Annotated in this window: 27 protein-coding genes; 22 read left to right on the forward strand and 5 right to left on the reverse strand. The window is 61.6% G+C overall.

Going from position 1 to position 25,484, the window contains the following annotated elements; genetic code table 11:
* Positions 1 to 29 precede the first annotated feature (29 nt).
* Both CD351_RS03830 and CD351_RS03835 read left to right on the forward strand, forming a co-directional pair.
* Complete coding sequence (locus tag CD351_RS03830) at positions 30 to 2,465, forward strand: HAD family hydrolase (RefSeq protein ID WP_111991392.1); 2,436 nt, start codon at positions 30 to 32, stop codon at positions 2,463 to 2,465.
* Positions 2,462 to 3,274, forward strand: coding sequence for a class I SAM-dependent methyltransferase (locus tag CD351_RS03835; protein ID WP_111991393.1), 813 nt, complete (start codon positions 2,462 to 2,464; stop codon positions 3,272 to 3,274). Before CD351_RS03830 ends, CD351_RS03835 begins: the two co-directional genes overlap by 4 nt.
* Positions 3,275 to 3,384: 110 nt before the next feature.
* On the opposite strand, the gene CD351_RS03840 is transcribed toward CD351_RS03835, so the two are convergent.
* Positions 3,385 to 4,203 carry a flagellin gene (locus CD351_RS03840; protein ID WP_111991394.1) on the reverse strand — a complete coding sequence of 273 codons (819 nt, stop codon included), beginning with the start codon at positions 4,201 to 4,203 and terminating at the stop codon, positions 3,385 to 3,387.
* A gap of 412 nt (positions 4,204 to 4,615) precedes the next feature.
* Here CD351_RS03840 and CD351_RS03845 point away from each other — a divergent pair, with 412 nt between their 5' ends.
* From CD351_RS03845 to CD351_RS03930, 18 genes are read left to right on the forward strand one after another with little or no spacing between them, the layout of a single operon-like run.
* Positions 4,616 to 5,794: a sigma-54-dependent Fis family transcriptional regulator gene (locus CD351_RS03845; protein ID WP_234027208.1), complete on the forward strand. Its 1,179-nt coding sequence runs from the start codon at positions 4,616 to 4,618 to the stop codon at positions 5,792 to 5,794.
* On the forward strand, positions 5,791 to 6,156 hold the full coding sequence (gene fliE / locus CD351_RS03850; protein WP_111991395.1) for a flagellar hook-basal body complex protein FliE: 366 nt from the start codon (positions 5,791 to 5,793) through the stop codon (positions 6,154 to 6,156). The genes CD351_RS03845 and fliE overlap by 4 nt, the downstream gene beginning before the upstream one ends.
* A gap of 5 nt (positions 6,157 to 6,161) precedes the next feature.
* Positions 6,162 to 7,805 (forward strand): flagellar basal-body MS-ring/collar protein FliF, encoded by a 1,644-nt coding sequence (gene fliF, locus CD351_RS03855; protein WP_234027209.1) that lies wholly within the window; start codon positions 6,162 to 6,164, stop codon positions 7,803 to 7,805.
* Entirely contained in the window at positions 7,802 to 8,845 is a 1,044-nt protein-coding gene (locus tag CD351_RS03860; RefSeq protein ID WP_111991396.1) for a flagellar motor switch protein FliG, read from the forward strand. The genes fliF and CD351_RS03860 overlap by 4 nt, the downstream gene beginning before the upstream one ends.
* Positions 8,829 to 9,479, forward strand: a complete 651-nt coding sequence (locus CD351_RS03865; RefSeq protein WP_111991397.1) for a FliH/SctL family protein — start codon at positions 8,829 to 8,831, stop codon at positions 9,477 to 9,479. Before CD351_RS03860 ends, CD351_RS03865 begins: the two co-directional genes overlap by 17 nt.
* Before the next feature lie 7 nt (positions 9,480 to 9,486).
* Positions 9,487 to 10,839 (forward strand): FliI/YscN family ATPase, encoded by a 1,353-nt coding sequence (locus tag CD351_RS03870; RefSeq protein WP_111991398.1) that lies wholly within the window; start codon positions 9,487 to 9,489, stop codon positions 10,837 to 10,839.
* Between the two features lie 34 nt (positions 10,840 to 10,873).
* Positions 10,874 to 11,311: a hypothetical protein gene (locus CD351_RS03875; RefSeq protein WP_111991399.1), complete on the forward strand. Its 438-nt coding sequence runs from the start codon at positions 10,874 to 10,876 to the stop codon at positions 11,309 to 11,311.
* Entirely contained in the window at positions 11,308 to 12,966 is a 1,659-nt protein-coding gene (locus tag CD351_RS03880; protein ID WP_111991400.1) for a hypothetical protein, read from the forward strand. Before CD351_RS03875 ends, CD351_RS03880 begins: the two co-directional genes overlap by 4 nt.
* Before the next feature lie 34 nt (positions 12,967 to 13,000).
* Positions 13,001 to 13,579, forward strand: a complete 579-nt coding sequence (locus tag CD351_RS03885) for a flagellar basal body-associated FliL family protein (protein WP_111991401.1) — start codon at positions 13,001 to 13,003, stop codon at positions 13,577 to 13,579.
* A gap of 2 nt (positions 13,580 to 13,581) precedes the next feature.
* Positions 13,582 to 14,577 carry a FliM/FliN family flagellar motor C-terminal domain-containing protein gene (locus CD351_RS03890; protein WP_111991402.1) on the forward strand — a complete coding sequence of 332 codons (996 nt, stop codon included), beginning with the start codon at positions 13,582 to 13,584 and terminating at the stop codon, positions 14,575 to 14,577.
* Entirely contained in the window at positions 14,574 to 14,882 is a 309-nt protein-coding gene (gene fliN, locus CD351_RS03895; protein ID WP_111991403.1) for a flagellar motor switch protein FliN, read from the forward strand. The genes CD351_RS03890 and fliN overlap by 4 nt, the downstream gene beginning before the upstream one ends.
* Positions 14,879 to 15,172, forward strand: a complete 294-nt coding sequence (locus CD351_RS03900) for a flagellar biogenesis protein (RefSeq protein WP_174214238.1) — start codon at positions 14,879 to 14,881, stop codon at positions 15,170 to 15,172. Before fliN ends, CD351_RS03900 begins: the two co-directional genes overlap by 4 nt.
* Before the next feature lie 50 nt (positions 15,173 to 15,222).
* Positions 15,223 to 15,954 carry a flagellar type III secretion system pore protein FliP gene (gene fliP / locus CD351_RS03905; protein ID WP_111991404.1) on the forward strand — a complete coding sequence of 244 codons (732 nt, stop codon included), beginning with the start codon at positions 15,223 to 15,225 and terminating at the stop codon, positions 15,952 to 15,954.
* Positions 15,955 to 15,962: 8 nt separating this feature from the next.
* Positions 15,963 to 16,235 carry a flagellar biosynthetic protein FliQ gene (locus tag CD351_RS03910; protein WP_111991405.1) on the forward strand — a complete coding sequence of 91 codons (273 nt, stop codon included), beginning with the start codon at positions 15,963 to 15,965 and terminating at the stop codon, positions 16,233 to 16,235.
* A 9-nt stretch (positions 16,236 to 16,244) separates the two neighbouring features.
* Entirely contained in the window at positions 16,245 to 17,039 is a 795-nt protein-coding gene (locus tag CD351_RS03915; RefSeq protein WP_111991406.1) for a flagellar biosynthetic protein FliR, read from the forward strand.
* On the forward strand, positions 17,036 to 18,172 hold the full coding sequence (locus tag CD351_RS03920) for a flagellar biosynthesis protein FlhB (RefSeq protein WP_111991407.1): 1,137 nt from the start codon (positions 17,036 to 17,038) through the stop codon (positions 18,170 to 18,172). The genes CD351_RS03915 and CD351_RS03920 overlap by 4 nt, the downstream gene beginning before the upstream one ends.
* Before the next feature lie 30 nt (positions 18,173 to 18,202).
* The gene (fliD, locus tag CD351_RS03925) at positions 18,203 to 19,636 is read left to right on the forward strand and encodes a flagellar filament capping protein FliD (protein WP_111991408.1); all 1,434 of its coding nucleotides are present in this window, start codon (positions 18,203 to 18,205) and stop codon (positions 19,634 to 19,636) included.
* A 16-nt stretch (positions 19,637 to 19,652) separates the two neighbouring features.
* Positions 19,653 to 20,027, forward strand: coding sequence for a hypothetical protein (locus CD351_RS03930; protein ID WP_111991409.1), 375 nt, complete (start codon positions 19,653 to 19,655; stop codon positions 20,025 to 20,027).
* Here the strand turns inward: CD351_RS03930 and CD351_RS03935 are convergent.
* Together CD351_RS03935 and nhaA are read right to left on the reverse strand one after the other, a co-directional pair.
* Positions 20,024 to 20,899 (reverse strand): alpha/beta hydrolase, encoded by an 876-nt coding sequence (locus CD351_RS03935; protein WP_111991410.1) that lies wholly within the window; start codon positions 20,897 to 20,899, stop codon positions 20,024 to 20,026. The two genes, CD351_RS03930 and CD351_RS03935, sit on opposite strands and share 4 nt — an antisense overlap.
* A gap of 7 nt (positions 20,900 to 20,906) precedes the next feature.
* Positions 20,907 to 22,103, reverse strand: coding sequence for a Na+/H+ antiporter NhaA (gene nhaA / locus CD351_RS03940; protein WP_111991411.1), 1,197 nt, complete (start codon positions 22,101 to 22,103; stop codon positions 20,907 to 20,909).
* 189 nt (positions 22,104 to 22,292) lie between these two features.
* Between nhaA and CD351_RS03945 the strand changes: the two genes are divergently transcribed.
* Complete coding sequence (locus CD351_RS03945; protein WP_162627594.1) at positions 22,293 to 22,853, forward strand: flavin reductase family protein; 561 nt, start codon at positions 22,293 to 22,295, stop codon at positions 22,851 to 22,853.
* Positions 22,850 to 23,482 carry a TetR/AcrR family transcriptional regulator gene (locus CD351_RS03950; RefSeq protein ID WP_111991413.1) on the forward strand — a complete coding sequence of 211 codons (633 nt, stop codon included), beginning with the start codon at positions 22,850 to 22,852 and terminating at the stop codon, positions 23,480 to 23,482. Before CD351_RS03945 ends, CD351_RS03950 begins: the two co-directional genes overlap by 4 nt.
* A gap of 54 nt (positions 23,483 to 23,536) precedes the next feature.
* On the opposite strand, the gene fghA is transcribed toward CD351_RS03950, so the two are convergent.
* Positions 23,537 to 24,373 carry an S-formylglutathione hydrolase gene (gene fghA / locus CD351_RS03955; RefSeq protein ID WP_111991414.1) on the reverse strand — a complete coding sequence of 279 codons (837 nt, stop codon included), beginning with the start codon at positions 24,371 to 24,373 and terminating at the stop codon, positions 23,537 to 23,539.
* Positions 24,373 to 25,479, reverse strand: coding sequence for an S-(hydroxymethyl)glutathione dehydrogenase/class III alcohol dehydrogenase (locus tag CD351_RS03960; protein WP_111991415.1), 1,107 nt, complete (start codon positions 25,477 to 25,479; stop codon positions 24,373 to 24,375). The genes fghA and CD351_RS03960 overlap by 1 nt, the downstream gene beginning before the upstream one ends.
* Positions 25,480 to 25,484 lie beyond the last annotated feature (5 nt).

Consider the following 25,484-nt stretch of genomic DNA (forward strand, 5'->3'; position numbering starts at 1 on the left):
CCCGACACTCAAAGGGAGCGCGCGATACCATGAACCAAACCATCCTGCCGCACGAATTGCCGGGCGCACTCGACCGCGCAGCTGAGGGTATCAAAGTGCTCTCGCTCGATTGTTTCGACACTTTGTTGTGGCGCGATTGTCATGCTCCGAGCGACGTGTTCGCCGGTCTGGAAGCGGTGAGCGTAGGTCAGCGGGTTCGCGCCGAGACACAGGCGCGCAAACTGAAGGCTGCCCAGCGCAAGGGCAACGAAGTCACGCTTGCAGAAATCTACGCGCAGGCGATGCCGGGTGCGCCTGCGGAAAAGCGCGATGCGGCAATAACGCAAGAGCTTACTGTCGAAGCGCAAACCTGCTTCGCCTTTGCGCCCACGGTCGAACTTATGCGCGAGGCCAGGGCGCGAGGCATTACCATCATCATCGTCTCTGACACCTATCTTGATGCCAGACAGCTCCTGAAACTGATCGAGGATGCGGCGGGCAAGGAGGTTGCAGGTCTGATCGATCGCGTGTTTGCATCCAGCGAGGCAGGCCTTTCCAAATCGCAGGGTCTTCTCGCAAAAGCGATCAAGGCGATGAAAGTGCGTGCAGGCGACGTGCTTCATATCGGGGACAATTTTCGAGCCGATTTCGAAAGTGCCCGGGCGCTCGGCATTCCGGCCCTGCACCTTGCACAATTCAGCGAGCCGGCAAGAAGCCGGATGCGGCTCGAACGGGCAAGCGGTCAGATGATCGGTGACACACAGAATGCGGTGTCCGGATTGATGCCGCATCGCGCCTTGCTCGCCGCTGAGGAACCGCAGGTGAGCGACAAGGCCGAAGCGCTGGGGCTGAGCGTTCTCGGGCCTGTTTTTCACGCTTTCGACCAATGGCTGAGACAAGAGGCGGATGCTCTCGCTGCAAAGAGCGGGGGGCGCGTGCACTGGCTTTTCATGCTGAGGGACGGACATTTGCCGCAACTCGTCCACGCGGCGGGCGGTGAAGCTGCCAGCACGGCGCGCGTCGAGATCAGCCGTTTCACAGCCATTGCCGCCGATCTGACCACGCGCGAGGCTTATGACCGGCAATGGATGCTTGAGGCAACGCTTAATCCGCCAACCCTTGCGCGCCAGATGCTGCTCGATGAAAGCGAGATTGCCAGTATTGTCGGCGACCCCAAGAGCGACAGGGCGAAGAAGCAGGCCAGCCAGCGTCTGCATGAAGAGCTGCGCAAGGGGCAGCGTCACAAGCTCACCCGAAAACGCTCGCGTGAACGGGCCGAGCGACTGATTGCTCATATACGCCAGTCCGTCGATCCCGGGCCGGGCGATGTGCTGATGCTGGTCGATCTCGGATATAACGGATCCGCTCAGGACCGGATCGACGCCTTGTTAGCGAACGAGTTCGATTGCCAGGTCGCAGGGCGGTACCTGCTGCTTCGCGAAATGGCTGCGAGCGGGCTCGACAAGAAGGGGCTGATCGATGCGCGCCACTTCGATCCGCAATTGCTCGAGGCACTTTGCGCCAACGTCGCGGTGCTTGAACAGCTGGCGACCTGCGCGATCGGATCGGCGATTGACTACACGGCGCAAGGCGAACCGATCCGGACGCAGAATTCGCTCAAGGGTGCGCAAAGCGCGGTGCGTGAGCGCGTGCAGAACGGCGCGGTGCGATATGCCCGCGCGGCTGCCCGCCCGCCCGTCATCCGTAGCCAGAGCCCCAATTGCGAACGCTCCCTGCGCGAAGCGGCGTCAGCAACGCTCATGCGCTTCATGTTCCTGCCGGAAGCGCAGGAACTCGAAGTCATCAAAAGCTTCGAACATGACGTTAATCTCGGCAGTGAACGCATGGTCGCCCTGTTCGATCAGGCGCATGCGAAACGGGGCATGAGGCGCCGCGGTCTGTTCTACATGAAGGGGTCTGAGCGGATGTTCCTGCCAGCCGAGCTTGAAGCCGACGACATCCATACGCGCCTCTCGCTTCTCGTGCATAAACGCTTTGGACTTGGCCTTTCATACACCGATGGCGGCGCGCATTCGATCGGGCTTCCGGCTATTGTGATGAGCGATCACGACGGGGTGCGCACCCATGTCGATGCGCAAAGGACGCATGAAGGGTTTTTGGCAGCGAGAGTTCCGGTGCCGAAAGGGTCAAAAGCCGTTGCGCTTGTCGTGGGGTCCGTTTTCGAGTGGTTCGAGCTCGCGGAGATTTCGATCAGCCCCATTGCCAGCCTCAAGGGCGAAACGCACGGGAACAAGGGCGGCAGGCGCGTCACGGCGCATTACGACGGATCGCACGAACACGCGCCGGGTCTGATCGAATGCACCGATCCGGGTGCAACGCTGGTGGCTTTTGTGCCCCCGCAGATCGATGAAAGCACTGCGCACATGATCGAGTTTGTCCTGCGCCCCCTTCGCATGCGTTCGTTACCGGCCGAGGCGTCGCAACCGAACGAGACCCCGACCGCTATCAAGGATGCCGCAGCATGAGTGAATTGCTCATCCATTCCATGTCCGAATTTTCGAGTGTGATCCTCCCATGCCTTGATCACGCGAAGGTGCGCGAGGTTGTCGAAATTGGCAGCGAATTTGGCGGCATGTCCAAGGTGCTCGCCGGCTGGACCGGCGAACGCGGTGGATCGCTGACTTGTATCGACCCGGAACCAGCCGATGGTTTTGCCGAATGGGCCGACGAACACCAGCATGTTCACCATGTCGCAAAGCCCAGTCTCGACGCGCTTGGCAGTTGCGATGCAGCCGATGCGTGGTTCGTCGACGGCGATCACAATTATTACACGGTCATCCATGAATTGCAGGCCATCGACCGCATTCAACGCGAGGCAGACAGACCGCTGCTCGCTTTCATGCATGACGTATCATGGCCATGCGCAAGGCGTGACTTCTACTATGCTCCTGACCGCGTGCCCCCTGGCTGGCGCCATCCGCACAGCTATGATCACGGCGTACGCCTCGATGCGGATGAAGTGCTCGCCGGACGCGGGATGCGGGGGATGGGATCGTTTGCGGTCGCTCTTGAAATCGGGGGTCCGCGCAATGGTGTTCTCACCGCTGTCGAGGATTTCCTGCGCGAGGCCGACACCGAAGATCGTCCGCTTTTTTACGTCCATGTCCCGGCCGTCTTCGGGCTGGGTATAATATTCGATGCATCGGCTCACTGGTCGAACGAGATTGCCGAATTTCTGCTACCCTATCATGCGAACCCGCTGATTGCCCGGCTTGAAGAAAACCGGCTGCGCAATTGGCTCGAAGTGATCGACTGGCAGGACAGGTGCAGCTGATCGACAGGGTCAGGCGCTGCGCTCTCTGATTTGTTCACGAAGAAACCCGGAGCCTTTCGACCCCGGGTCCCTTGGCACTCCTCCTTGAGGAGCGTCTTGGCTCGTTAGACCTATCGCAGAAGCGAGAGGACATTCTGCTGCGACTGGTTCGCCTGAGCGAGCATGGCGGTCGACGCCTGTCCCAGGATCTGCGCCTTGGCGAGCGCGGTCGTTTCTGACGAGTAATCCGCATCCTGAATTCGCGAGCGCGCATCGGTCAGGTTGGTCGCTGTGGTGGTCAGATTGTTGATCGCCGATTCCAGCCGGTTCTGGCCTGCACCCAGTGAAGAACGCGACGTGTTCACGGCGGACAAGAGTCCGTCGACGTTGGTGATCGTGGTGGCAGCATTGGTCGTGTCGCTGACATTGAGCCCGGCCGCTGAGATATTGGTGCCATCGATTGCGGTGCTGGTGAGCGTTACGTTGCGCCCTGCGTCGATCTGGATGTCGACCGTCACATCGGTGCCGCTGGTCGTGCTGAACAAGGTCACGCCGTTGAATTCGGTGTTCGAGAGAATGTCGGTTATCTGGCTGCGCAGTTCATTCACTTCCTGGTTCATGAAGCCGCGGGCGTCTGCATCGTATGTTCCGCTCGACGACTGGACCGCCAGTTCACGAACGCGCTGGAGCATGTTCGTCACTTCGTCGAGTGCGCCTTCGGCCGTTTGTGCCAGCGCGATACCGTCATTGGCATTACGAACGCCCTGATTAAGCGCGCGAATGTCGCTGGTGAAACCGGTGGCGATCGAAAGGCCCGCCGCATCGTCAGCAGCGCCATTGATGCGGCGACCGGTCGAGAGGCGCTCCATCGAACTGCTCAGCATGTCATTGGCACGCGTGCTCGCATTTTGTGCCTTTAGCGCAGAGATATTGGTGTTGATTACGGACATTGGTCAAACTCCCATAGGGTCAGAGAAAATAGTCACCGCTCGAGCGACACTGCGCCGCCGTTGCTGAGAGGTAGAGCGACCATCGGGGCGGGAGTTTAAGGGGGCCGTTCACAGATCGGGGTTCCCGCCCGTCCGAAAGGGAGCCCAGCCGCGCGCGTTCATAGGACAAGCCCTAAGGGCGGCTACGCAGGCTTAAATTTTCTCTATCTTGGACGTGAGGGCGGCAAATCGTTTCCACCAGAACTTGCCGAAGGTGGAATACATGACAGGCCTGAATACGACCGTGGTATCCCCGTTCCCGGTTGAATCGAACGTTTCGCGGCCCGCAAGCTTCGCTCGGACGCAGGCATCGCATGCGGCTTTGCTCGATTCAACAATGCCGCTTCTGTCCCAAGCATGGCAAAAAGATCGTGTGTCGATTGGCCCAAGCGACCAGTTTGCCGCGTCGAAGGCGCCGAGGCCGGCGGGCGCGGTGGCGGTCGATCTGGTCCACGCGCCCGTGGCGGCGCTCTGCCGAAATCAGGCAGGGCGCGTCACGCTTGCCTACAACCCTGCCCATAGTGCAGCGGCTCAGCCAGCGCTTCTCGCAAGTGCAGCGCCTCCCGGCCTGCCGATTGCCGGCGACACCGAAAGCCTTGCCCTCCTGACACTGGCCGAGCGCATCGCGAAAAGCGCCATTCCCGTCCTGCTGGAAGGGCCGACCGGAACCGGCAAGGAAGTGATGGCGCGCTTCGTCCACACGCTTAGCGATCGTTGCTCAGGCCCTTTTGTTGCGGTCAATTGCGCAGCCATGCCCGAAGCGATGCTGGAAGGATTATTGTTCGGTCATCGCAAGGGCGCATTCACCGGGGCGGGTGAGGCCCGCGAAGGGCTATTCCGGGCGGCGGATGGAGGTTCGCTTCTGCTCGACGAAATCGGCGAATTGCCGCTTGCTCTGCAGGCAAAATTGCTGCGCACTTTGCAGGAAGGCGAGGTGCTGCCGCTTGGCGCGACAAAGCCTGTGAAGGTCGACGTGCGGATTATCGCAGCAACCAATCGCACGCTTGTTGACGAAGTGGCGAGGGGCCGGTTTCGCGAAGACTTGCTTTACCGGCTCAATGTCTTCCCCCTCACCATTCCCGCCTTGCGCGACAGGCGCGGCGATATCGCTCCGCTGGCGTTCGGAATGTTGCTTCGCCATGCCTGTAAGCCGGGCGGCCCGACCTGGATATCAGGTCAGGCGATGGCATTGCTTGAGGCGCATCCCTGGGCCGGCAATGTGCGAGAACTGGAAAACGTCATTCGCCGCGCGATCCTGCTTGCGGGCAAGGAGCCGCGCATTGGCAGCGAGCATATCGTCTTCGACCAGGCCGCCCGCGGAGTTGAGAAACCGGTGCACGCCTGGCCCATGCCCGACATCTCGGGCGCGCCAAGTTCGCTGTCCGACGTCGCGTTTAAATCCGAAGCGCAGGCGATCCTGAATGCGCTGCAAACCCATGGTGGGCACCGGGGCAAGACGGCGCGAAGCCTTGGAATATCGGAGCGCACCTTGCGCTACCGGCTGGCGTCGATGCGCGAATCCGGGCTGATCGTCGCTGGAGGTGAGGCATGAGCAGCGTCGGGGGCGCAGGCGGTCCGATGACGTCGATCAGCCAGATCATGGCGCTGCGCCAGGAGGTGCTGGCACGCAGCGAGGCGCTTCAGCAGGTCCGGGCGGTGAACGGACCTCAGCCCGCACAGGGCACCCAGCCAGCAAACAGCTTTGCCAGCGCGCTCAATGGCGCGCTGCAGGATGTGAGCGCGGTTCAGGCGAAATCGGGCGCGATGCAGGCTGCATACGAACGCGGCGAAGTGACCGACATCGCCAAGGTGATGCTCGCGCGACAGGAAGCTGGCGTTGCATTCGAAGCGACGCTTCAGGTGCGCAACAAGCTCTTGTCCGCTTATCAAGACATCATGCGGATGGGGAGCTAGGGTAAGTGGCCGAGGCAAACCTTCCCGCTACTGGCGCAGGCGCGATCGCGCTGGATCGACCATCATTTGCTGCGACCGGCGACTGGCGCGAGCGAACACGCGCGTTCATGGCACAGCCCGCATTCCAGCGCGCTCTGCCAGCGCTGGTCGGACTGGTCGCATTGGCCGGTGTTGCCGCGCTCTACCTTGCAATCGCGCAAGGCCCACAGCGCATCCTCTATTCCGACCTTTCCGATGCGGAGCGTGCCAAGGTTACGCAGGCGCTTGAAACCGGCGGCATCACCTATGCAATTGACAATTCGACCGGTGCGATCACCGTGTCGGAAAGCGACGTCTACCGCGCGCGGATGCTGGTCGCGAGCGACACCGGCCTGGCTGCGCCCGAAGGTGCGAGCGCCATGCTCGATGCGATCCCGCTGGGTTCGAGCCGCACGCTGGAGGGCGAAAGGCTGAGACTTGCCCGCGAGCGCGAACTGATGCTCACCATTCGCGAGATCGACGGGATCGAGAGCGTGCGGGTCCATCTCGCAACGCCAGAGCGATCGGCTTTCGTTCGCGAGAACAACCCGCCCAGCGCCAGCGTGATGCTGCGCCTTGTGAGCGGCCGGTCGCTTGCCCAGTCGCAGGTAGAGGCCATCGTCAATCTCGTTTCCGGTTCGGTGCCGGGGCTGTCACCCGACGATGTGCGCGTGATCGATCAGAACGGCCGCCTGCTATCCGCTGCGCGCGAAGATGCGTTGAGCGGCCTCGTGCTGCAACGTGAATTCGAGGCCAAGCTGCGTGAACAACTCGGCACCCTGCTTGCGCCGCTTCTTGGAGAGGGCAACTTTTCTAGTCAGGTCCAGGTCGAACTGGTGCAGGAAGAATCCACCTCTGCGCGCGAAAGCTATGATCGCGAAGGCGTCGTCCGCAGCGAAAGCGAACGCAGCGCGACCCGGATGGCTGCGGGCGCAGTGGGCGGCATTCCGGGCGTTCCGGCAAACACCCCGCCTCCCGACGCGCAGCTTGTCGATGGCCCTCCCGAAGCAACCGAAGCTGATGGCGAACAGGCCGCTGACCGGGACCGGGAGATATCGACGCAGCGCAATTACGAACTGGGACGAGAGGTCGCGGTCACGTCGATCCGGCCAGGGGGTCTGGTGAAGCTTTCCGTAGCGGTTGCAGTCAGCGATGCCGCGCTTGCTGCCGCTGCTCCGATGACGGCTCAGCAGCTCCAATCGCTTATCAGCGCCGCTGTGGGCGCGGACGAACAGCGCGGCGACAAGGTCGAGGTCGTCGTCAGCGCGTTCGAGAATACGGATATCGAGCCGCTCGCATTCTACGAGCAGAAATGGTTCGCCGACGTGCTGCGATATGTCACCGCGCTGATTGCGGTGCTCTTGGTTCTGCTGCTTGGTGTGCGACCGTTTATCAAGCGCATGCGCGAGCCGTCGCAAGTCACTCCCGCATCCAAAGGCGAGGGGCGCGAAGGCGGCGAGAGCGATGGTGTGCACCGGGAAATCGCAGGTGAGCCTTTAGCCAGTGCATTCCCTGAAAAGGTCGAACTCGCCCGCCAGCTCGCGGCCAGCCAGCCTGATCGGGCAGTCGAAGCCTTGCAGCGCATGCTCGACGTATCGACTGACGCCAAAGGCAAGGCGAGCGCATCATGAGCGAGGCAGGCGACATGCTCGTAAAGGCTGCTGATCCTGCGTCGGCAGAGCCACTGAGCAGGATCGACCGGGTTGCCGTGTTTCTGATGCTGCTTAGCGATGACCTTGCTGTCGATTTGCTGGCAAGGCTTGGACCCGATGAACTTGAACGGATCGGCACATCCATGTGCGCGCTTGGCGAAGTGGATGAGGGTGCGATGACCGAAGCGCTTGACGATTTCGTCCTTGAAAGCTCGCGCGAGGTGATCACCGGACAGGATCGCTCGGTACAGGTGCGCTCGCTGTTCGAACGCTCGCTCGGCCCTACCAAGGCGGAGAGCATGATGCTGCGGATTGAGCCTGATGCCCGCCCGCGCACGATCGAAATGGCGCGCTGGCTTGCACCTTCGGTCCTGCTCAAACTTGTCGAGGACGAGCACCCACAGGTCATCGCTGCCTTGCTGCTCTTGCTCGATCCCGATCCGGCAGCGCAGGTCCTGTCCGAGCTGCCCGGATACATCCAACCGACCGTGGTTGAGAGGGTGGCGTCGATGGGCAACGTGTCAGCCAAGGCGGTTGCCATGATCGACGCTCTCCTGTCGCAGCGTATCGGTGCAAGCTTTGGTGCGAGCGCGCTTAGCGTGGGCGGTCCGCGTGAAGCCGCTCAACTGATCAATCTTGCAGCCGGGGAAGTCCGGGGCACGGTGCTGCCCGCCATCGCACAGCGCAATGCGACCCTGGCCGAGAAGATCGAAGAGGAGCTGTTCACCTTCGAAATGCTGTTCGACCTCGAACCCAAGGATATGGGCGTGGTGCTTCGCGACGTGGACAGCGAAGTCCTGATCGATGCGCTCAAGGGCATCAGCGAGGAAGAGCGCGAATTCTTCTACCGAGCCATGTCTTCGCGTGCCGCGAACGGCATCAAAGACGAAATCGAGCTTCGCGGCCGCCTGACCCGCAGCGAAGTCGATGCGGCCCAGCGCAAGGTCGTCGAGCTCGCCCGCAAACTTGCGGACACCGGCGAAATCATCCTGGGAGGTGATGATGGCGAATTCGTCTGACTGGATCGACGCGCTCGAATGCGATGATACGCGGCCACAGGTCGGGGCGCAGGACTGGATCAGCGCTCTGACGGATTGTAGCGATTTCATCGAAGGACTGCCCTTCGCTAGTGTTTCCCCTCCTGCCACGCCGACCGTGCCGCCTCGCGAGGAGGAAGCGCTTCAGGCGACGGCGACACCTGATCCCATCGCCGAAGCCTTCGATGCGGGCAGGGCCGAAGGGCTCGCCGAGGCCGAGCGCCGATACAGCGAACGCGAGGATGCGAGGCGCGAATTGCGGCTTTCCTTTCGATCTTTCGACAGCGCAGCCACGGATGCTTTCGCAGCCCATCTTGCCCAGGCTGTCATGACGCTTTGCGAAGCGGCCATCTCCGATTTTCGCGCAGATCCCGAACGCCTGCTCGAACGCTGCAAGACAGCCGCGGCGCATTTCGGCGAAGCCGCGACCGAAGGCCGACTGCATCTCAATCCAGAGGACATGGACCTGCTTGGCAACGAGGCGCTTTGCGACTGGACGGTGATCGCAGACGAAAGCGTCGAGCGTTCCGGCCTGCGGTTCGAAGCTCACGATGGATCGATCAGCGACACGCCAGCCGATTGGCGGCGATCCATCGCAGCTGCGTTGAAAGGTTAGGCTTGCGATGCTCGACCTCATGTCTCTGGAGCTGGAAAGATTTGGTCGTGCATCGGTAGAGCGCGGCCCATTCCGGTCGGGGAAAGTTGTCGCCTGTGACGGCGGTCTCATCGAAGTCTCAGGGCTCAGCGAGCCAATCGGCTCTCTTGGTGCAATAGCGAGCGATAGCGGCGAGGAGGCGTTGGCCGAGGTGATCGGATTTCGCCGCGGGCATTCGCTGATGATGCTTCTGGGCGATGCGCAATTGTTGCAACCGCGCGCAAGCGTTCGTGCGATCGGTTCTCCGGGCTGCGTTCGGGTCGGCGATGCGCTTCTGGGTCGGGCGGTGGATGGGCTTGGCCAGCCGATTGACGGAGGGCCTCCGGTCCAGGTCAGCGAAACCTGGCCGCTGCTGGGCAAACGCGAAGGCGCGCTTGCACGAAGCGGGGTGACTGAAAGCTTCGATTGCGGAGTGCGCGCCGTGAATGCGCTGGCGACGATGGGCGTGGGTCAACGCATGGGGATCATTGCCGGTTCCGGTGTCGGCAAATCAGTCCTGATCGACACGGTTGCTGCAAATGCCGAGGCCGATGTAGCGGTCATCGCGCTTATCGGCGAAAGGGCGCGCGAGGTCTCCGACTTCGTTGCGCGGCATATGTCGGGCACGGCGCGTGGCCGCATTGTGGTGGTCGCCGTTCCCGCCGATCACGCGCCGAACCTGCGCCTGCGCGCGGCTCAATATGCCAGCGCCATCGCAGAATACTTTCGTGAGAAGGGCCGCAAGGTCATGCTCGTTCTCGACAGCCTTACGCGCGTTGCACATGCCGCGCGTGAGCTGGCGCTGGTGCTGGGCGAGCCGGGAGCGGCGCGCGGCTATCCGCCCAGCGCCCTTTCGACGATCACGCGGCTTGTTGAGCGGGCGGGGAACTGCGCGACTTCGGGCGGAGCTGTGACGGGCATTTATTCGGTCCTGGCCGATGGCGATGACACCTCTGATCCGGTCGTCGACACGGCGCGCGCGATCCTCGACGGGCACCTTGTCCTGTCGCGCGAACTGGCGCAGCGCGGTCATTATCCTGCGATCGATATTCCGGCGTCGTTGAGCCGGGTCATGCACGATGTGGCGCCAGCCAGCCAGGTTGAGGCGGCTCGCCGCTTGCGTGCCCTGATTGCTGCGCGCGAACAAAACCGCGATCTGGTGATGATGGGTGCCTACCGCGCCGGCTCGGACCCTGAGCTTGATGCAGCGCTTGCTCATTCAAACGCAATCGATGCCTTTCTGCAGCAACCGCGCGACGCGTCTGTCCCCCTGGCACAAAGCCGGGCTCAACTGAGCGACCTGCTGGCCCAGATCGATGCACCCCTGATCGCCAATGCGTGAGCGCTCGCGCCTTAAGCTTGCAGGTCGGCAAGCAATGCTTGCCAACATTGCCCGCAGAGAGGCGATGACCGGCTATGCCGAGGCCGTGCGGGAGGAAGGGCGCAGCCACGCACTGGCAACGCGCAGCCGCCGGTTGCTTGACGATTATTCGGAAAGGCCGGGCGGCGCTTGTGCAGACGACTTGCGTGACCTTTTTGCGTTCAAGCACTCGCTCGGGATGGTTGCATCTCAGGCCGAGGAAGCGCGGCGCGATGCGGCTGAACAGTTGAACTGGCACTCGCAGGTTCTCGCCGCAGCCGCAGCGCGGGCAGACGCGTCCGACGACCGGCTCAGTGCCGCGAGGCTCGCCTTTTCTTCAGCGCTGGAGAGACGCGAAGAGGAAACGCCTCGGCGTGTGGCACGCAAGTTGCAGTCTGAGGAAAACGAAGCCGTGCACCAGGCTGCGGCACCAGACACCGGGAATTGCGCGTGATCGACCTCACCCTTCGTCAGCTTGCCGGAAGCGCAAGCTATTCAATCCAGCCGGAACCGTCCTTTTCTAGCGGTCTTCAAGCGGACCTGTCGGTGACACAGGGCTTTGGAGGATTGCTTGAGGGCGCACTTGCGCGTGAGCCGATCGTGGATGGATCCGACAATCCGGTTGATTTGGCCATCTCCATCATTCCCACGCAGGAGCCGAAACCCGGCAATATGCTTCCGCCTGCCGGAAAAACGCTGCCTGATGAAAGTGATGAGGCCGCTGGCGCGGGAGTGCCGCGCGTTGAGACGGTGATGCAGCTGGCAAATACGGTCGAGCGATCGGACCTGGAGGTCGTCCCGCCCATCTCACGCGATCCTGTGCGCGAAGTGACCAGCCGGGAGCAGATGCCGGACCGCATGCCTCCGGGCAGAGAGCTTGAGCCGCCGCATCATCGGGTCAATGGGCCGGTTGTATCGACCCGACCTCCGCAACTGGATGCAGGGCCGACAGCGATTCCGGAAACAAGGCAGGGCAGGATCGATCCAGATAGCCCTGCAATTGAATCTCACGCTGGGCCGCACGTTCGAGACCATAGGCATGTCGAGCAGACGCCGCTCAGGAAGGAACAATTGCTTGAGCCAGCCAGGAAGGCCGAAACCAGCTCCCCGCAAGCTGACACTACGCAGATGGCCAAACCGAACCACGCGCCAATCCTGAGCCAACAGGGCGCACCTCTTGCCGAGCCGGTGTCCCTTCGACCCATCGCCCAAACGCAAGAACTCGCAGAGCAGGCACCTTCGAAGTCCGGCATCGCCGAGCAGGTGGCAACGACTAGCATACAGCAAGAACCAGCCCGTTCCGGCAAAGCAGCTCCCCCAATGCCTCTCAAATCAAGGATAACCGAGGCTGCGAGAACCGAACACCGGGACCGAAGCGCTCCGCCAACGGCAATTGTCAGCGCTGTTGCTGCAACACTCGATAACGCCAAAAGCCCGGATGATACCACCGCGAGCAGGCAGAACTTCGCGGCTTCTCTCGACGCGTCGGGGTCGCAGTCCCCTGCCTCGATCTCGCAAGGCACATCCACGCTCTCACAAGCGGTGACGCAGCCTCAGCTGCACACCCAGATACCATCCCCGACCCATGCGAACGCGCCGCAACCGCTCACCGACATTCGTCATGAAAGCCGTCCGGCAAATGCGCTCGAAAGCGTGATCGATCACCTCACCGAGGCCCGCGAAACCGGGCGCGTCGCGAAGTCCGAGGTCACTCTTCGCCATCAGGAGTTCGGAGCGATCAATATGCGCTTCGAGGTCAGCGGGTTCGATCTTCGCGCGACCCTTTCCGCGCGCGATCCCGCCTTCGTCGCCGCCGCACAAATCGCTCTGGTCGATCGTGCCATCGCCGCCACTGGCGAAAGCGCCGGCGCTCAGTCTCAGCGCGGGCAAGAGCAATCGCAGGGGCAGCATGGTCAGCAATCGCAAACTGGACAGCACGGATCTCAGGGAGAGCCCCGATACGGGTCATCCCTTGGGTCAGGGCAAGGGTCGCCTCAACCATATTCGTCGCAAACCAAGGGCGGCGATGAAGAGGGTGACCTGATACCTGCACCTGCCACGCACGAAAGTGCCGGCGGTGCAGCGCAGGCAAGTGATCTGTTCGCTTGAGTGAGGCGCAATGCGCAAAAGGAGCTGATCGAGCATGGCAGGCGACAAGGATGAAGGCACCGGCAAGAAATCGCGCGGCGGGCTGGTGAAGGTCGCCCTTGGCGCGGTGTTCCTGCTCGTTGCAGGTGCTGGCGGTGCCTACGCTGCGGTGGCGTCGGGCGCTTTCGGTGACAGCGGGCCAAGCGGTCCCGATCTTCCCGAATTTGTTCTCAAAGGTGAAAGCGATCCCTACGCCCTGCCGACCAGCGGCAAGGATGACGAGGTAAGCATCGTCTACGGGGATGGCGGAAGCGAATATCGCACCGCGTATTACAGTTTCGACGACAGCTTCACCGCCAACCTCGCCGATTCCCCGGCGCTTATCCAGGTTGAGCTGGCCGTATCCACCCGCCGGGACGGGCGCGTTTTGCAATGGGTGCAGGCGCATGAACTGGCGATACGTTCCGCCATCCTCGGACAGCTGGCGGCGACTTCAGAAAGCGATATCTACTCTGTCGAAGGCAAGGAGGCGCTGGCCGTGCGTCTGGCACAAGCGGTCAATGCGGTGCTCGAAGAGACGGAAGGGTTTGGCGGCGTCGATGCGGTCCACTTCAAAGGGATCCTAGTCCAGTGAATATGCAAGGCATCTCCGCTCAAGAGCTCGCGCAGGCGCGGCCCGTTGCATCGCATTGCGCTGAGCTGACGTGGCGTGGGCCGCGGCCCGAGGAGCGGACTCAGGCCATTTCCACATGGTGCCGCGACCTTGCGCAGGAACTGGCGCAGGAGCTTGCACCGCTCTTGTCAGGCGGGAAACTGCGCGTCAGCATCGCCGAGCCCGAGCAAGTCAGCGCGCAAGCCGTGTTCGATCAGATCGGACCTATCGCAGCCAATTGCCTGCTGCGCTGCGGCGAGGGCGATCAGACGGTGCTGTTCTCGCTGGATTACGCAACTGCGATCGGGCTCACGGATTTTTCATTCGGCGGCGAGGGTTCCCTCCCCGACGAGATGCCGACGCAGCTGCCTCGATCAGCTGCGATGCTGGTCGAACAATTCGCCTCGACAGTTGCTCAGACAATCGTGATGACCAACGGATCCGCCGAACGCGCGCGGGGCGACGTGCTTGTCAGGAGCGAGAGCGTCACGCGGCTCAAGCCCTTCGGCGCGGACGCTGAAGTGGCTTTGTTCAAACTCTCCATTTCGCGAGGCGACGCATCGGATTGGACAGCACTGTTTGCTGTCGCGAGCGATCGTGTCGACGGCCTGCTTCCGGGACTGGAAGCGGTTCGGATCCGCTCTCGCAAAGGCAGGGAGCCGAGAGACTTCTCCCGCAGCGGATTTGCCGCGATGCCACTGACGCTTGAAGCCGTGGTGGGAGAGATCGACCTCAGTTTGGGGCGTCTCGACCAGCTCAAGCCCGGCGATGAAATTCCGCTTACCGTCTGCCGCGATCTGCCGCTGCGGATTGGTGAGACGGTCTTTGCGCGCGGGAAAGTGGGGCGGATCGACAGCAACCTTGCGCTTCGCGTTACCTCGCTCGGCGAGGCTTCGGCGCCGCGAGACAGGTGGGCCAGTCGCGGCTCCGTCGAATCATCACCGCCAGTTCAAGCGCAAGCGCAAGAGGCGCAATCATGAATGCTCTCAATCCTGCTCTCAGGCGCTTTGGCGATGTCACGGTGCGTCTGTCGGTCGAACTCGGCCGCACCGAAATGCCGCTCAAGGACGTGCTCGCAATCAGTGAAGGCAGCGTCGTGCCATTGAACCGGCTCACAGACGAATTGCTCGATGTTACCGCAAACGGCCGTGTGGTCGCGCGCGGCGAGGTGATTGCGCAGGATGGCCGTTTCGCTTTGCGGATTGTCGAATTGGCAGGCGAGCAGGCAGTTGACGAAGCGGTCCCGACGGGTCTCAGCGATATGCCGGTAGCACCTCCGGCATGATGACCGAATACATCCTTCGGCTTGCACTGCTCCTGCCGCTGCTCGCGCTCTTGATCTGGGGAAGCCTCAGGCTTGGCAAATGCCTCCAATCGCGGCTGGTAAACAGCGTCGGCGCGCAAGGCAGGGCGGTGGAACTGGTTGAAACGAGCCTTCTGGCACCGGGGCTCAAACTCGCGGTCGTGCGCTTTCATGACCGCGAAATATTGCTGGGCTGCTCGCGCAACGGATTGGTTCAACTGGGCGAAACCGCCGCGCGCAGCCAGCCTGCGTCAGAAACCGGACAGGAATAATGGTCCGCGGCTTTCATCTTGGCGTCGTCGCTGGCCTTGCGGCGTTAACCATGTTGGCTCTCCCAGAAGCCGCGCTTGCCGCCCCTGGCGAACCGACAGGCATCGGCGGCGCGATCGAGCGTGCCCTTGGTACGCAAGGCACCGGGGAGGGCACGCCGCTTAGCTTCTCGATCCAGCTTCTGCTGGTGATGAGCCTGCTCACCATTCTTCCCGCCATCGTGTTGATGATGACAAGCTTCCTGCGCATCCTCATCGTGCTTTCGATCCTGAGGCAGGCGCTGGGATTGCAAGGTTCCCCGCCGACGCAGGTGCTGGTGGGCCTGTCACTATTCCTCTCGCTTTTCGTCATGGCCCCGACGCTCGACACGGTGAGCGCGGTAGCGATCGAGCCGTATTCGGCGGGCACCATCGGAGCTGACGCCGCTATCGCCAGCGCAGGCGAGGCGTTTCACGCCTTCATGATGCGCCAGACGCGCGAGGCGAACCTTGTCATGTTTGCCGATATTGCCGGTGTAGGCGCATTTGCCGATGCCGAGGGAGTGCCATTCTCGATCCTCTTGCCGGCATTTGTCACGAGCGAACTCGAAACAGCGTTCCAGATCGGCTTCATGCTGTTCCTGCCTTTTCTCGTGATCGACCTTGTTGTTGCGAGCGTGCTGATGAGCCTTGGCATGATGATGCTTTCGCCCACGATTATCTCGCTTCCCTTCAAGCTCCTGCTGTTCGTTCTGGTCGATGGCTGGTCCCTGCTGATGGGCAGTCTCGCGATGAGTTTCGGGTAGGCCGCGCGATGCAGGACGATGCGCAGCTGCTGGCTCTCGCCGACCAGACATTGTGGGTGACCGCGCTGATTGTCGGCCCGGTGCTGCTCTCTGCGCTCGCGGTGGGGCTGATCGTCGGCATTATCCAGGCTGCGACATCGGTCAACGAGCAGACGCTCACCTTCGTGCCAAAGCTCGCGATCACCGCTTTGGTCTTCGTTATTCTGGGGGGCACCATGATGGCGCTGCTTGGCGATTTCCTGCGCGAGATATTCGCCCAGATCGCCGCGATAGCATCGTGAGCGGGCGCGATGGACGTTCTTGATCTTGGTCTTGCTGGGCTCGAAGAGCAATTGTGGCAGGTGCTGTTCCTATCGATCCGCTGCGGTGCGGCGCTGCTGGCAGCTCCTATGGTCGGCGGAATGGTGGTCGCGCCGCAATTTCGCGCGCTGATAGCGATAGTGCTCGCGGTGTTTGTTGCGACGTGGATACCCCTGCCTTCGCTCCCCGCCATGATGAGCTTCGCCGCGATACTTGCCGTGTTGCAGGAGGTCGCAATAGGTGCAGCGCTCGGCTTCGTCTTGCAGGTCGCTTTCGCGGTGCCGCTGATTGCCGCCGAGCAGATCTCGGGCACGATGGGCCTTGCCATTGCCACATCAATCGATCCGGCCAGCGGGGCGCAGTCAGGCGCCCTGGGTACATATTTCGGGCTTATACTGACGCTGCTGTTCTATGCGATTGGCGGGCATCTTTTGTGGTTTGAGCTGCTGATCGAAAGCTATCGCGTTCTTCCCGCAGGGTCCTTCTCTTTCTCAGAGACGGCCGCGCGCGATATCGTGATGTTTGCCGGATATGGCTTTGCGACCGCCGCCGCGATCGGGCTTCCCGTGGTGCTGGTCCTGCTCTGTGTGCAGGTGGTGACCGGCACGATTTCGCGCTCGGCCCCGGCGCTCAACCTGTTTGCGCTCGGCCTGCCAGCGGGCGTTCTTGCCGGCATCGCCGCGCTCATTATCGTCATGCCGATTATCGTCGAGCAATTCACGGCGCTGCTTTCTGCAACGCTTGAGCAGGCAGAAGCGTTCACTGCCGTCGGGATCGCGCTGTGAGCGAGGAAACGAGCGGCGAGAAGCGATTTGACCCGACGCCCAAGCGCCGCAGCGACGCGGCGAAAAAGGGCGACGTGCTGCGCTCAAAGGAGGTCGCGACCTCCGCAGTGATGGCCGCAGGTACGTTCATGATCCTTGTCATCGGTCCATGGCTGCTTGATGCGATGAAACAGGTGGCGCGCACGGCTTTCGGCTTCGATCCCGCGGGACTTGGGGATTTCGCCCCCGGGACCATGATCTCGCAAATTGCGCAGGATATCCTGCCACCCATTTTCGCGATCGGACTGATAGTGATCGCGGTCACAGTCGGCTCGCAAATGTTGCTGGGCGAAGGGCGATGGGTGCCTCAGAACATCAAGCCCAAGGGATCGCGCATCAATCCGCTATCGGGCCTGAAACGAATTTTCGGCATCCAGGGCCTGATCGAACTGGGCAAGTCGATCCTCAAGCTCTTCCTGTTGGGCGCCATCGCGGCGTGGTGGGTCGCGGGAAGTCTCGACGGCCTTCTTGGCCTTGGGCGCGGAACGCTGGATGCGCAATTGGCCTATGCCTGGGACGCGATGACAACGCTTGTGGCGATGCTGGTTGCCGGGCTGCTTGTGATCGCTGTCATCGATTATCCGCTTCAGAAGTTGCAGCGCGACAAGAGGCTGAAAATGAGCTTTCAGGACCTGAAGGAAGAGAACAAGCAGTCCGAAGGCTCGCCCGAGATGAAAATGGCGCGCCGCCAACGCCAGCGCGATCTGTCACGCGGAAGCGTTGGAAAAGCGATGAAGGAAGCGCAATTCGTCGTCGTGAACCCGGCGCATTTCGCGGTTGCGCTTACCTATGATCCGGACCTCGCACCCGCTCCAGTGGTGCTTGCCAAGGGGCGAGGCGAAACCGCCATGGCAATGCGCGAGCTTGCCAGCGAGCTGGAGCTTCCTGTGCTGCATTACCCGCAGCTTGCCCGCGCCCTCTATTTCACCACGCGCGCAGACCAGATGGTGCGCGAGGAGCTTTATGTGGCGATTGCAGCGCTCGTGGCTTTCGTCATGTCGCTCAAGCGCGGAGAGCGACCGCGCAAGCCCACGCTCGACGTGCCCGCAGCCCTTCGCTTCGATGCAGACGGAAAGCCTGAAGCGACCGCTTAAGCCGGGCGCGGCGCGACCGTCCTTTGAGCTATGGAAAATCCCGGCTCATCGATCATCTCAGCTTTTGGAGCAGGCAGCGGTGTAAATTTCATCCAGCTCGCTGACCAGCTGTCCGACGCAACTTTTGCCTTTCAGCGCAGCAGTCTGGAGACCCGCAATCAGGGGCTCGAGGCGCGCATTTCCTCAGCCTCGCTGCTGCGAAACGCGCTGACCCAATTGTCGAGCGCGCTGGGCGACCGGGTTCGTAACGGAGAGCTTTCGCCGCGAGCCAATGTCGCAAACCCTGCGGTTGTTGACGTAACAACGACATCCGGCGTCGTACCGCGCGGCAGCTATTCGCTTGAGGTCAGCCAATTGGCCGACAGTCAGCTGCTCATTTCGCAGCCCTACGCATCCGGCGACGATCTCGTCGGAGAGGGGTCGCTGCGCATTCGGTTTGGAGAGATGGCAGGGGCGAGTTTTACCGAGGACACAGGGCAGGATGCGCTCGATATCGCGGTCGATGCGACCGACACGGTCGAAACGCTTGCGGCCAAGATTTCGGCGGCAAGCGAGGGCTCGCTCCAGGCCTATGTCGCGCAGGGAACCGGCGGCGCCCAGCTGGTCATCAAGGGCAGTGACGGTGCCACAAACGGTTTCGTGATCGAGGCGACGAGCACCGCTCCCACACCCAGTGCCACGCCGGGCGATCTCACCTACCTCGCATGGCAGCCGACAACCGATGCGGGCCAATTGCGACAGAGCGCGGCTGATGCGCTCTACACTCTTGATACGGTCCAGTATGCCAGCAACAGCAACACGGTGACAGGTTTGCCCGAAGGGCTGAGCTTCGATCTGAAGGGCACGAATGTGGGCGCGCCTACCACGATCAGTTTCAGCAACGACACCAGCGCCATCACCGATGTGATGAACGATTTTCTTGTCGCCTTGAACGACCTTGCGGCGCTTCTGGCAGAGGAGGCTACCCCGCTGGGAGGGGCGCTTGGCAATGATCCGGCGGCGCGCGAATTGAGGCGCGATCTTGCGCGTCTCACCAGCGAGATTGTGATGCCCAGCGCAGGTCCGGGCGAGCCATCGACGCTCGCGGATCTTGGCCTCAAGACCACGCGCGAGGGGCGCTTCGAACTTGATACGGAGCGGCTTAATGAAACGCTCGCTGCCAGTCCGCAAGCGGCTGCTGCGATGTTCACCACGGGCCCGTTCGGGCTTTTTGCCACGATCGACCGATTGACGCGCGATAACACGACACGAAGCGATCCCGGCTCGCTGTCGGGCTCTGTGCTGCGCTACGAGGCCCAGGTTGAGCGCAACTCCGAGAAGCTCGACCGCATCGCCGAACAGCAGGAAAACCTGCGTGAGCGCCTGACCCGCGATCTGGTCGCTGCGGAGCGTCGTATTTCCGCATCGCAATCGACCTTGAGCTTTCTTGAGCAACAGATCGAGGCCTGGAACGGGTCGAACTAAGGCGGATTGACGGGCTATGCTGGCATTTTCGAAAAACGTGGCGAATGTCTATCGCCGGATCGACCTCGATGCCCGGATCGAGGCGTCTTCGGGCGGTGAACTGACTCTCATTTGCCTTGAAGAAGCGGTCGCAGCGCTGGGACAGGCGCTGCTCGCGCTCGAACGGGCTCCTGATGAAGTGCCGAACGATGCGCTTGCACGCGCGCATGGCATAGCGATCTGGCTTGTGCGCGGGGTTGCCCCTGACAATCCGATGCGGGGAGCCTTGGTGCAGTTTTATGGAGCTCTCGCCTCGACCCTGACGCGCAACCGGATCAGACCCTCTTTCGATGAACTCTCGCAGGTGAGAGCTGATTTTGCAGACCTTCTCGAAGCAGCGAGGGCAGGTTAGGCGCTCTGCGCTTCGACGATGATCCTGACGGCGTCTTCCGGGTCTTCGAAGGGGTGAAAGTGGGTCATGTCGGGCCGGTAGAGGTCCGTTCCGTTCCGAATTGTCCCGGCAAGGCCCGGCCATGTCGGTGAGCCCTTGAAGTCGGCCAGACCTGTCTGCTTTGCGCGCACTATCGTCACCGGGATTTCAAGCGACTTCGCGGCCTCGAAAATGCCCGCGTTGCTTCTGCTTGAGCCGTAAACGCTCGCTTCCATCTCGGGCGTACAGGCAAGGACGAAGCCGCCGTCGGCGCGCTCGATCAGGCCGAAATTGCAATAATCCTCGAAGACCCGCGGTGCGAACAGGCTGTAGGGTTCGCGGGTGCGAAAGCGCTCCATCATCGCCTGCGGAGAGGCAAAGTCGCGCTTGCGGCGGATGGCGGGATGGGGCGCATCGCCAAGACTGCCTGCTGAACCCTGCGAGTAATACTCCGCTGGCAGGATGACCGGATCGAAAAGGACGAGGAGACTGAATGCCTCCGGACGATCGGCAGCCGCCTGCAACAGCACATGCGCGCCCATCGAATGCCCGACGCCAATCGCGCGGCGGATGCGCAACTGGTCGAGGAACGCGGTCACATCGTCTACGAATGTGCGCCAATGGCTGACCGGGCCACCTTCGCTGCGGCCATGCCCGCGAAGATCGAGCGCGATTACTCGTCTGTCGGCAAAGCGTTCCGCAATCGCGCCGTAGCAGCGGCCGTGAAAGCCGGTAGCGTGCGCGATGAGCACAGGCGGCTCCTGGTTGCCGGGCGCGCCGCGCCATTCATAATAGGTCAGCGCAATGTCATTGACCCGGACGCTGCGGGTCACCGGCTTGGCAGCTTCGGGCATGGTCGGGCTACTGTACCTCTTCGTCCTCGGGCGCAGGTTCATCAGGTAGCGCAGCCTTGAGCATAAAGTACCCGGCAAGCGCTGCGATAAGCGAACCCGAGAGGACGCCCAGCTTCACCGCGTCAACCTGTGCCTGATCCTCGAATGCGAGATTGCCGATGAAAAGGCTCATGGTGAAGCCAATCGCGGCGAGGAGCGAAAGCCCATGGATCTTGCGCCAGCTCACGCCTTCGGGAAGTTTGGCGAAACCGGCCTTCACCGCGACCCAGGCAAATCCGACGATGCCGATCTGCTTGCCGATCAAAAGGCCCAGCGCAATGCCGAGGGGCAGCGGTTGCAAAAGGTCGGCGGGCGACAATCCGATCAGGGTTACGCCCGCATTGGCGAAACCGAAGATCGGGATGATGACGAATGCCACCCATTTGTGCAGCGCATGCTCCATGTTTTCGAGCAGTTGCGAGCCATCGCGCGCCACCATTGGTACCATCATCGCGGCGGTCACCCCGGCAAGCGTCGCGTGGACCCCCGATTTGAGGACAAACACCCACATGACAACGGTAAGCAGGACGTAGGGAATGACCGATGCAATCCGCGCGCGGCCTAACGCGAACAACAGAGCCAGCATCACGCCGCCCCCGATCAGCATATCGGTCCTGATCTCGCCGGTATAGAACAGCGCAATAACCGTGATCGCACCGATATCGTCGATCACCGCAATAGCGAGAAGCAGCGCTTTCATCGCAACAGGCACACGCGGGCCGAGCAGCGACAGGATACCGAGCGCAAAAGCGATATCGGTTGCCGCAGGTATTGCCCAGCCGCCAATGCTTTCGGGCGAATTCCAGTTGAACGCGACGAAAATGGCGGCGGGGATTGCCATTCCGCCGATCGCGGCAGCCAGCGGTAGCGACGCCTTGTCCCATGAGGAAAGCTGACCGTTGATGATCTCCCGCTTCACTTCCAGACCGATCAGGAAGAAGAAGATCGCCATCAACCCATCATTGATCCACAGGATCAGACCCTTGTTGATGGCAAAGTCGCCGAACGAGACATTGAGCTTGGTTTCGAGCGTGCCGAAATAGAGCGGAGCAAGCGGGCTGTTCGCGATCAGCAACGCCAAAGCCGCCGCCACGATCAGGACAATTCCACCGGCGCTTTCCTGCTTGAGAAAATCCTTGAGCGCTGTGCCAACTCTGCTGATCATGAATAGACTTCCCGTTCTTCCTGCGGTGATCCCTTGAATGCCAACGCGGGATGCGGCCTAGCGTTCCTGAGTGACCGTGCTGTGACTGCGCGAAGGCCGGGTTTCATTGACAATTGTGCCGGCTTGGTTGAACCCGGCGAGGGTTGACCCCATCCTTGAACCCTCCCACCCAGTTTTTTGGAGTTCTTCTTGCGCGATCCCGCCGCACATCGCGAACCTCAGGCTCAGGACATGACTGAGGCGTCACCGCCTAGCACGTCCGAATTCCGAAAGCTGATGGGCCAGTTCGCAACCGGCGTGTGCATTGTCGCCGTTGAAACCGAGGGCGGAGGCGTCGCAGCGATGACGATCAACTCGCTGGTCTCGGTTTCGCTTGAACCCATGCTGGTTTGCTGGAGCCTTCATAACTCATCAAGCCAGTTCGAACTGTTCTCGCGCGCTGAACGCTTCACCATCAGCATCCTCGCCGAAGACCAGGCGGAACTGGCGCTGCGCTATGCCGCACGCGGCGACACGCAACTTGATGCGGACGATTTTGAGCTAACCCGAGGCGGTCTTTCGTCGATCGTGGGATCGGTCGGTCATTTCGAGTGCCGACAATACTCCAGCCACCCTGCCGGGGACCACACGATGCTGCTCGGCGAAGTCACGGGCATGAGCCCGCTGCGCGGTCAGGACAGTGATGGAGAACGAGGCGCGTCACCGCTCGGCTTTTTCAAAGGTCGGTTTTTTAGTATCGGCAGCCAATGAGTGATGGAATTCCCGCCGAATCGCAGGATGATACGCGAGAACAGCTGCTGGATGCGGCTCACGTTCAATTTGCCGAACGCGGCTTTTACGGAGCGAGCATCGCCCAGATCGCCGGGGAAGTTGGCCTGACAAAGCAGGCTCTGCTCTATCATTTCAAGCGCAAGGAGGAGCTTTATCGCGAGGTTCTCAAGCGCATCGCGGACAGCCTTTTCGAAGCGACAAGGGCTGAACAAAGACCAGACGCATCGCCCGCCCAGCGGTTCGAGGACGTCATCCTCGCCATTTATGAGCGAGCCGCCGCAAACCCGCTCGACACAAAATTGCTGATGCGCGAATTGCTCGAAGACCAGCGCAGCGAAGCGCCGGAAGGCGATTGGTTCTTCAAGAACTGGCTGGGCGAAATAATCACCCTTCTAGAAGCGGTCGAGGGGCAGGCCGACCTGCCGATGGCCGACAAGATCGCGCGCGTGTACCTTCTGATTTCGGCGATCCAGTTCTATGCCGGCTCTGACGCCGTTCTAACCCGCTTTTATGGGAAGGAAGAATTTGACCGGATCGGCGAATTCTACCCTCTAGAGCTTCGCCGGCTAGTGAGACGCCTGCTCACCAACGGGCACACGGCGAACTAGGCCAATTTCATTTGCTTGCCGCGCACGAGCGCAAGAGGTGCAGCGCGATCAGCTTCATTGGCCCAGGTGCTTCGCGTGCCAGTCGATGTGCTCGGCCATGAATGTCGAGACGAAGAAATAGGAATGGTCGTAGCCATCCTGCATCCGGATATTTGCCGGGACGCCGTGCGCGGTGCAGGCATCAACAAGGCGCTGCGTCTGAAGCTGGTCTTCGAGGAAATTGTCGGCCGTACCTTGATCGACGAGGATGCGGTCGTGGCGCGCGCCGCTTTCGATCAAGGCAACCGCGTCATATTCGCGCCAGCTGTCGCGGTCCTCTCCCAGATAGCGGCCCAGCGCCTTCTCTCCCCATGGCACCTGCGATGGTGCGACAATCGGCGAGAACGCGCTGATTGAGCGGAAACGATCGGGGTTGCGCAGACCAATTGTAAGCGCGCCATGTCCGCCCATCGAATGTCCGGTGATAGACTGGCGACCCATATCGACCGGGAAATGCTTCGAAATCAGCGCTGGAAGTTCGTCTTCGATATAGCTGCGCATCCGGTAATGCTTTGCCCACGGTTCCTGTGTCGCATCGACATAGAAGCCTGCGCCTGTCCCGAAATCGTATTCGTCCCCGGCGTCCGGCACCTCTTCGCCGCGCGGGCTGGTGTCAGGAGCGACGAAGATAATGCCGTGCCTTGCGCACGCTTCGCGATATTCGCCCTTCTCCATGACGTTCGCATGAGTGCAGGTTAGGCCGGAAAGATAGGTCAGGACCGGAAGCCTTGCGCCCTCTTCGTGATCGGGCACGAAGACAGCGAAAGTCATGTCGGTTGACGTCGCCTCGCTTGCGTGGCGATAGACGCCTTGCGTGCCGCCATGGCTGAGCGTCTCGGACACCGTCTCCATCAATAGACCACCACCGAACGGATGCTTTCGCCCGAATGCATCAGGTCGAAGCCTTTGTTGATGTCTTCGAGCGTGAGCGTGTGAGTGATCATCGGGTCGATGGCGATCTTGCCGTTCATGTACCAGTCGACGATCTTTGGAACGTCGGTGCGCCCCTTTGCTCCGCCAAATGCTGTCCCGCGCCAGTTGCGCCCGGTGACGAGCTGGAAGGGCCGCGTCGCGATTTCCTTGCCCGCTTCGGCAACACCGATAATGATCGAGGTGCCCCAGCCCTTGTGGCAGCATTCGAGCGCGTCGCGCATCACGTCGGTGTTGCCGGTGCAGTCGAACGAATAGTCCGCCCCGCCATCGAGAATCTCGACCAGATGCGCGACAACGTCGGAGGTATCCTTGGGGTTTACAAAGTCGGTCATGCCGAATTTCTCGCCCCATTCGCGCTTGGCCGGGTTGACATCGACGCCGACGATCCGGTCCGCGCCCGCCATCTTCGCGCCTTGAATGACGTTGAGCCCGATCCCGCCAAGCCCGAACACGACCACATTGTCGCCCGGCTCGACCTTGGCCGTGTTGACCACCGCGCCAACGCCCGTGGTCACTCCGCAGCCGACATAGCAGGAGGTTTCGAACGGGGCGTCGGTGCGGATCTTGGCGACTGCGATCTCTGGAAGCACGATGAAGTTCGAGAAGGTTGAACAGCCCATGTAGTGGTAGATCGTCTCGCCCTTGTAGCTCATCCGGCTCGTTCCATCGGGCATCAGGCCCTGACCCTGCGTCGCGCGGATCGCGCTGCACAGGTTGGTCTTGCCCGACAGGCACATTTTGCACTGGCGGCATTCGGGCGTGTAAAGCGGGATGACGTGATCGTCGGGTGCAACGCTGGTTACGCCTGCGCCCACTTCGCGCACGATGCCTGCGCCCTCATGGCCAAGCACGCTGGGGAAGATCCCCTCGCTGTCGAGCCCGTCCAGCGTATAAGCGTCGGTGTGGCAGATGCCGGTTGCCATGATCTCGACCAGCACTTCGCCGGCTTTGGGGCCTTCGAGGTCGAGCTCGACAATTTCGAGCGGTTTCTTCGCTTCGAAAGCAACAGCGGCGCGTGTCTTCATCGGGC

It is taken from the genome of Erythrobacter sp. KY5, from assembly GCF_003264115.1.
GTDB lineage: Bacteria > Pseudomonadota > Alphaproteobacteria > Sphingomonadales > Sphingomonadaceae > Erythrobacter.

Excerpts from the sequence above, each read along its gene's own strand:
- fliE (WP_111991395.1), top strand. The coding sequence starts at position 5,791 with ATGAGCAGCGTCGGGGGCGCAGGCGGTCCGATGACGTCGATCAGCCAG.
- CD351_RS03875 (WP_111991399.1), top strand. The coding sequence starts at position 10,874 with ATGCTTGCCAACATTGCCCGCAGAGAGGCGATGACCGGCTATGCCGAG.
- fliP (WP_111991404.1), top strand. The coding sequence starts at position 15,223 with ATGTTGGCTCTCCCAGAAGCCGCGCTTGCCGCCCCTGGCGAACCGACA.
- CD351_RS03860 (WP_111991396.1), top strand. The coding sequence starts at position 7,802 with ATGAGCGAGGCAGGCGACATGCTCGTAAAGGCTGCTGATCCTGCGTCG.
- CD351_RS03870 (WP_111991398.1), top strand. The coding sequence starts at position 9,487 with ATGCTCGACCTCATGTCTCTGGAGCTGGAAAGATTTGGTCGTGCATCG.
- CD351_RS03930 (WP_111991409.1), top strand. The coding sequence starts at position 19,653 with ATGCTGGCATTTTCGAAAAACGTGGCGAATGTCTATCGCCGGATCGAC.
- CD351_RS03910 (WP_111991405.1), top strand. The coding sequence starts at position 15,963 with ATGCAGGACGATGCGCAGCTGCTGGCTCTCGCCGACCAGACATTGTGG.
- CD351_RS03885 (WP_111991401.1), top strand. The coding sequence starts at position 13,001 with ATGGCAGGCGACAAGGATGAAGGCACCGGCAAGAAATCGCGCGGCGGG.
- CD351_RS03835 (WP_111991393.1), top strand. The coding sequence starts at position 2,462 with ATGAGTGAATTGCTCATCCATTCCATGTCCGAATTTTCGAGTGTGATC.
- CD351_RS03915 (WP_111991406.1), top strand. The coding sequence starts at position 16,245 with ATGGACGTTCTTGATCTTGGTCTTGCTGGGCTCGAAGAGCAATTGTGG.
- CD351_RS03935 (WP_111991410.1), bottom strand. The coding sequence starts at position 20,899 with ATGCCCGAAGCTGCCAAGCCGGTGACCCGCAGCGTCCGGGTCAATGAC.
- CD351_RS03865 (WP_111991397.1), top strand. The coding sequence starts at position 8,829 with ATGGCGAATTCGTCTGACTGGATCGACGCGCTCGAATGCGATGATACG.
- fliD (WP_111991408.1), top strand. The coding sequence starts at position 18,203 with ATGGAAAATCCCGGCTCATCGATCATCTCAGCTTTTGGAGCAGGCAGC.
- CD351_RS03830 (WP_111991392.1), top strand. The coding sequence starts at position 30 with ATGAACCAAACCATCCTGCCGCACGAATTGCCGGGCGCACTCGACCGC.
- fliN (WP_111991403.1), top strand. The coding sequence starts at position 14,574 with ATGAATGCTCTCAATCCTGCTCTCAGGCGCTTTGGCGATGTCACGGTG.
- CD351_RS03950 (WP_111991413.1), top strand. The coding sequence starts at position 22,850 with ATGAGTGATGGAATTCCCGCCGAATCGCAGGATGATACGCGAGAACAG.
- nhaA (WP_111991411.1), bottom strand. The coding sequence starts at position 22,103 with ATGATCAGCAGAGTTGGCACAGCGCTCAAGGATTTTCTCAAGCAGGAA.
- CD351_RS03890 (WP_111991402.1), top strand. The coding sequence starts at position 13,582 with ATGCAAGGCATCTCCGCTCAAGAGCTCGCGCAGGCGCGGCCCGTTGCA.
- CD351_RS03960 (WP_111991415.1), bottom strand. The coding sequence starts at position 25,479 with ATGAAGACACGCGCCGCTGTTGCTTTCGAAGCGAAGAAACCGCTCGAA.
- fghA (WP_111991414.1), bottom strand. The coding sequence starts at position 24,373 with ATGGAGACGGTGTCCGAGACGCTCAGCCATGGCGGCACGCAAGGCGTC.
- CD351_RS03840 (WP_111991394.1), bottom strand. The coding sequence starts at position 4,203 with ATGTCCGTAATCAACACCAATATCTCTGCGCTAAAGGCACAAAATGCG.
- CD351_RS03900 (WP_174214238.1), top strand. The coding sequence starts at position 14,879 with ATGATGACCGAATACATCCTTCGGCTTGCACTGCTCCTGCCGCTGCTC.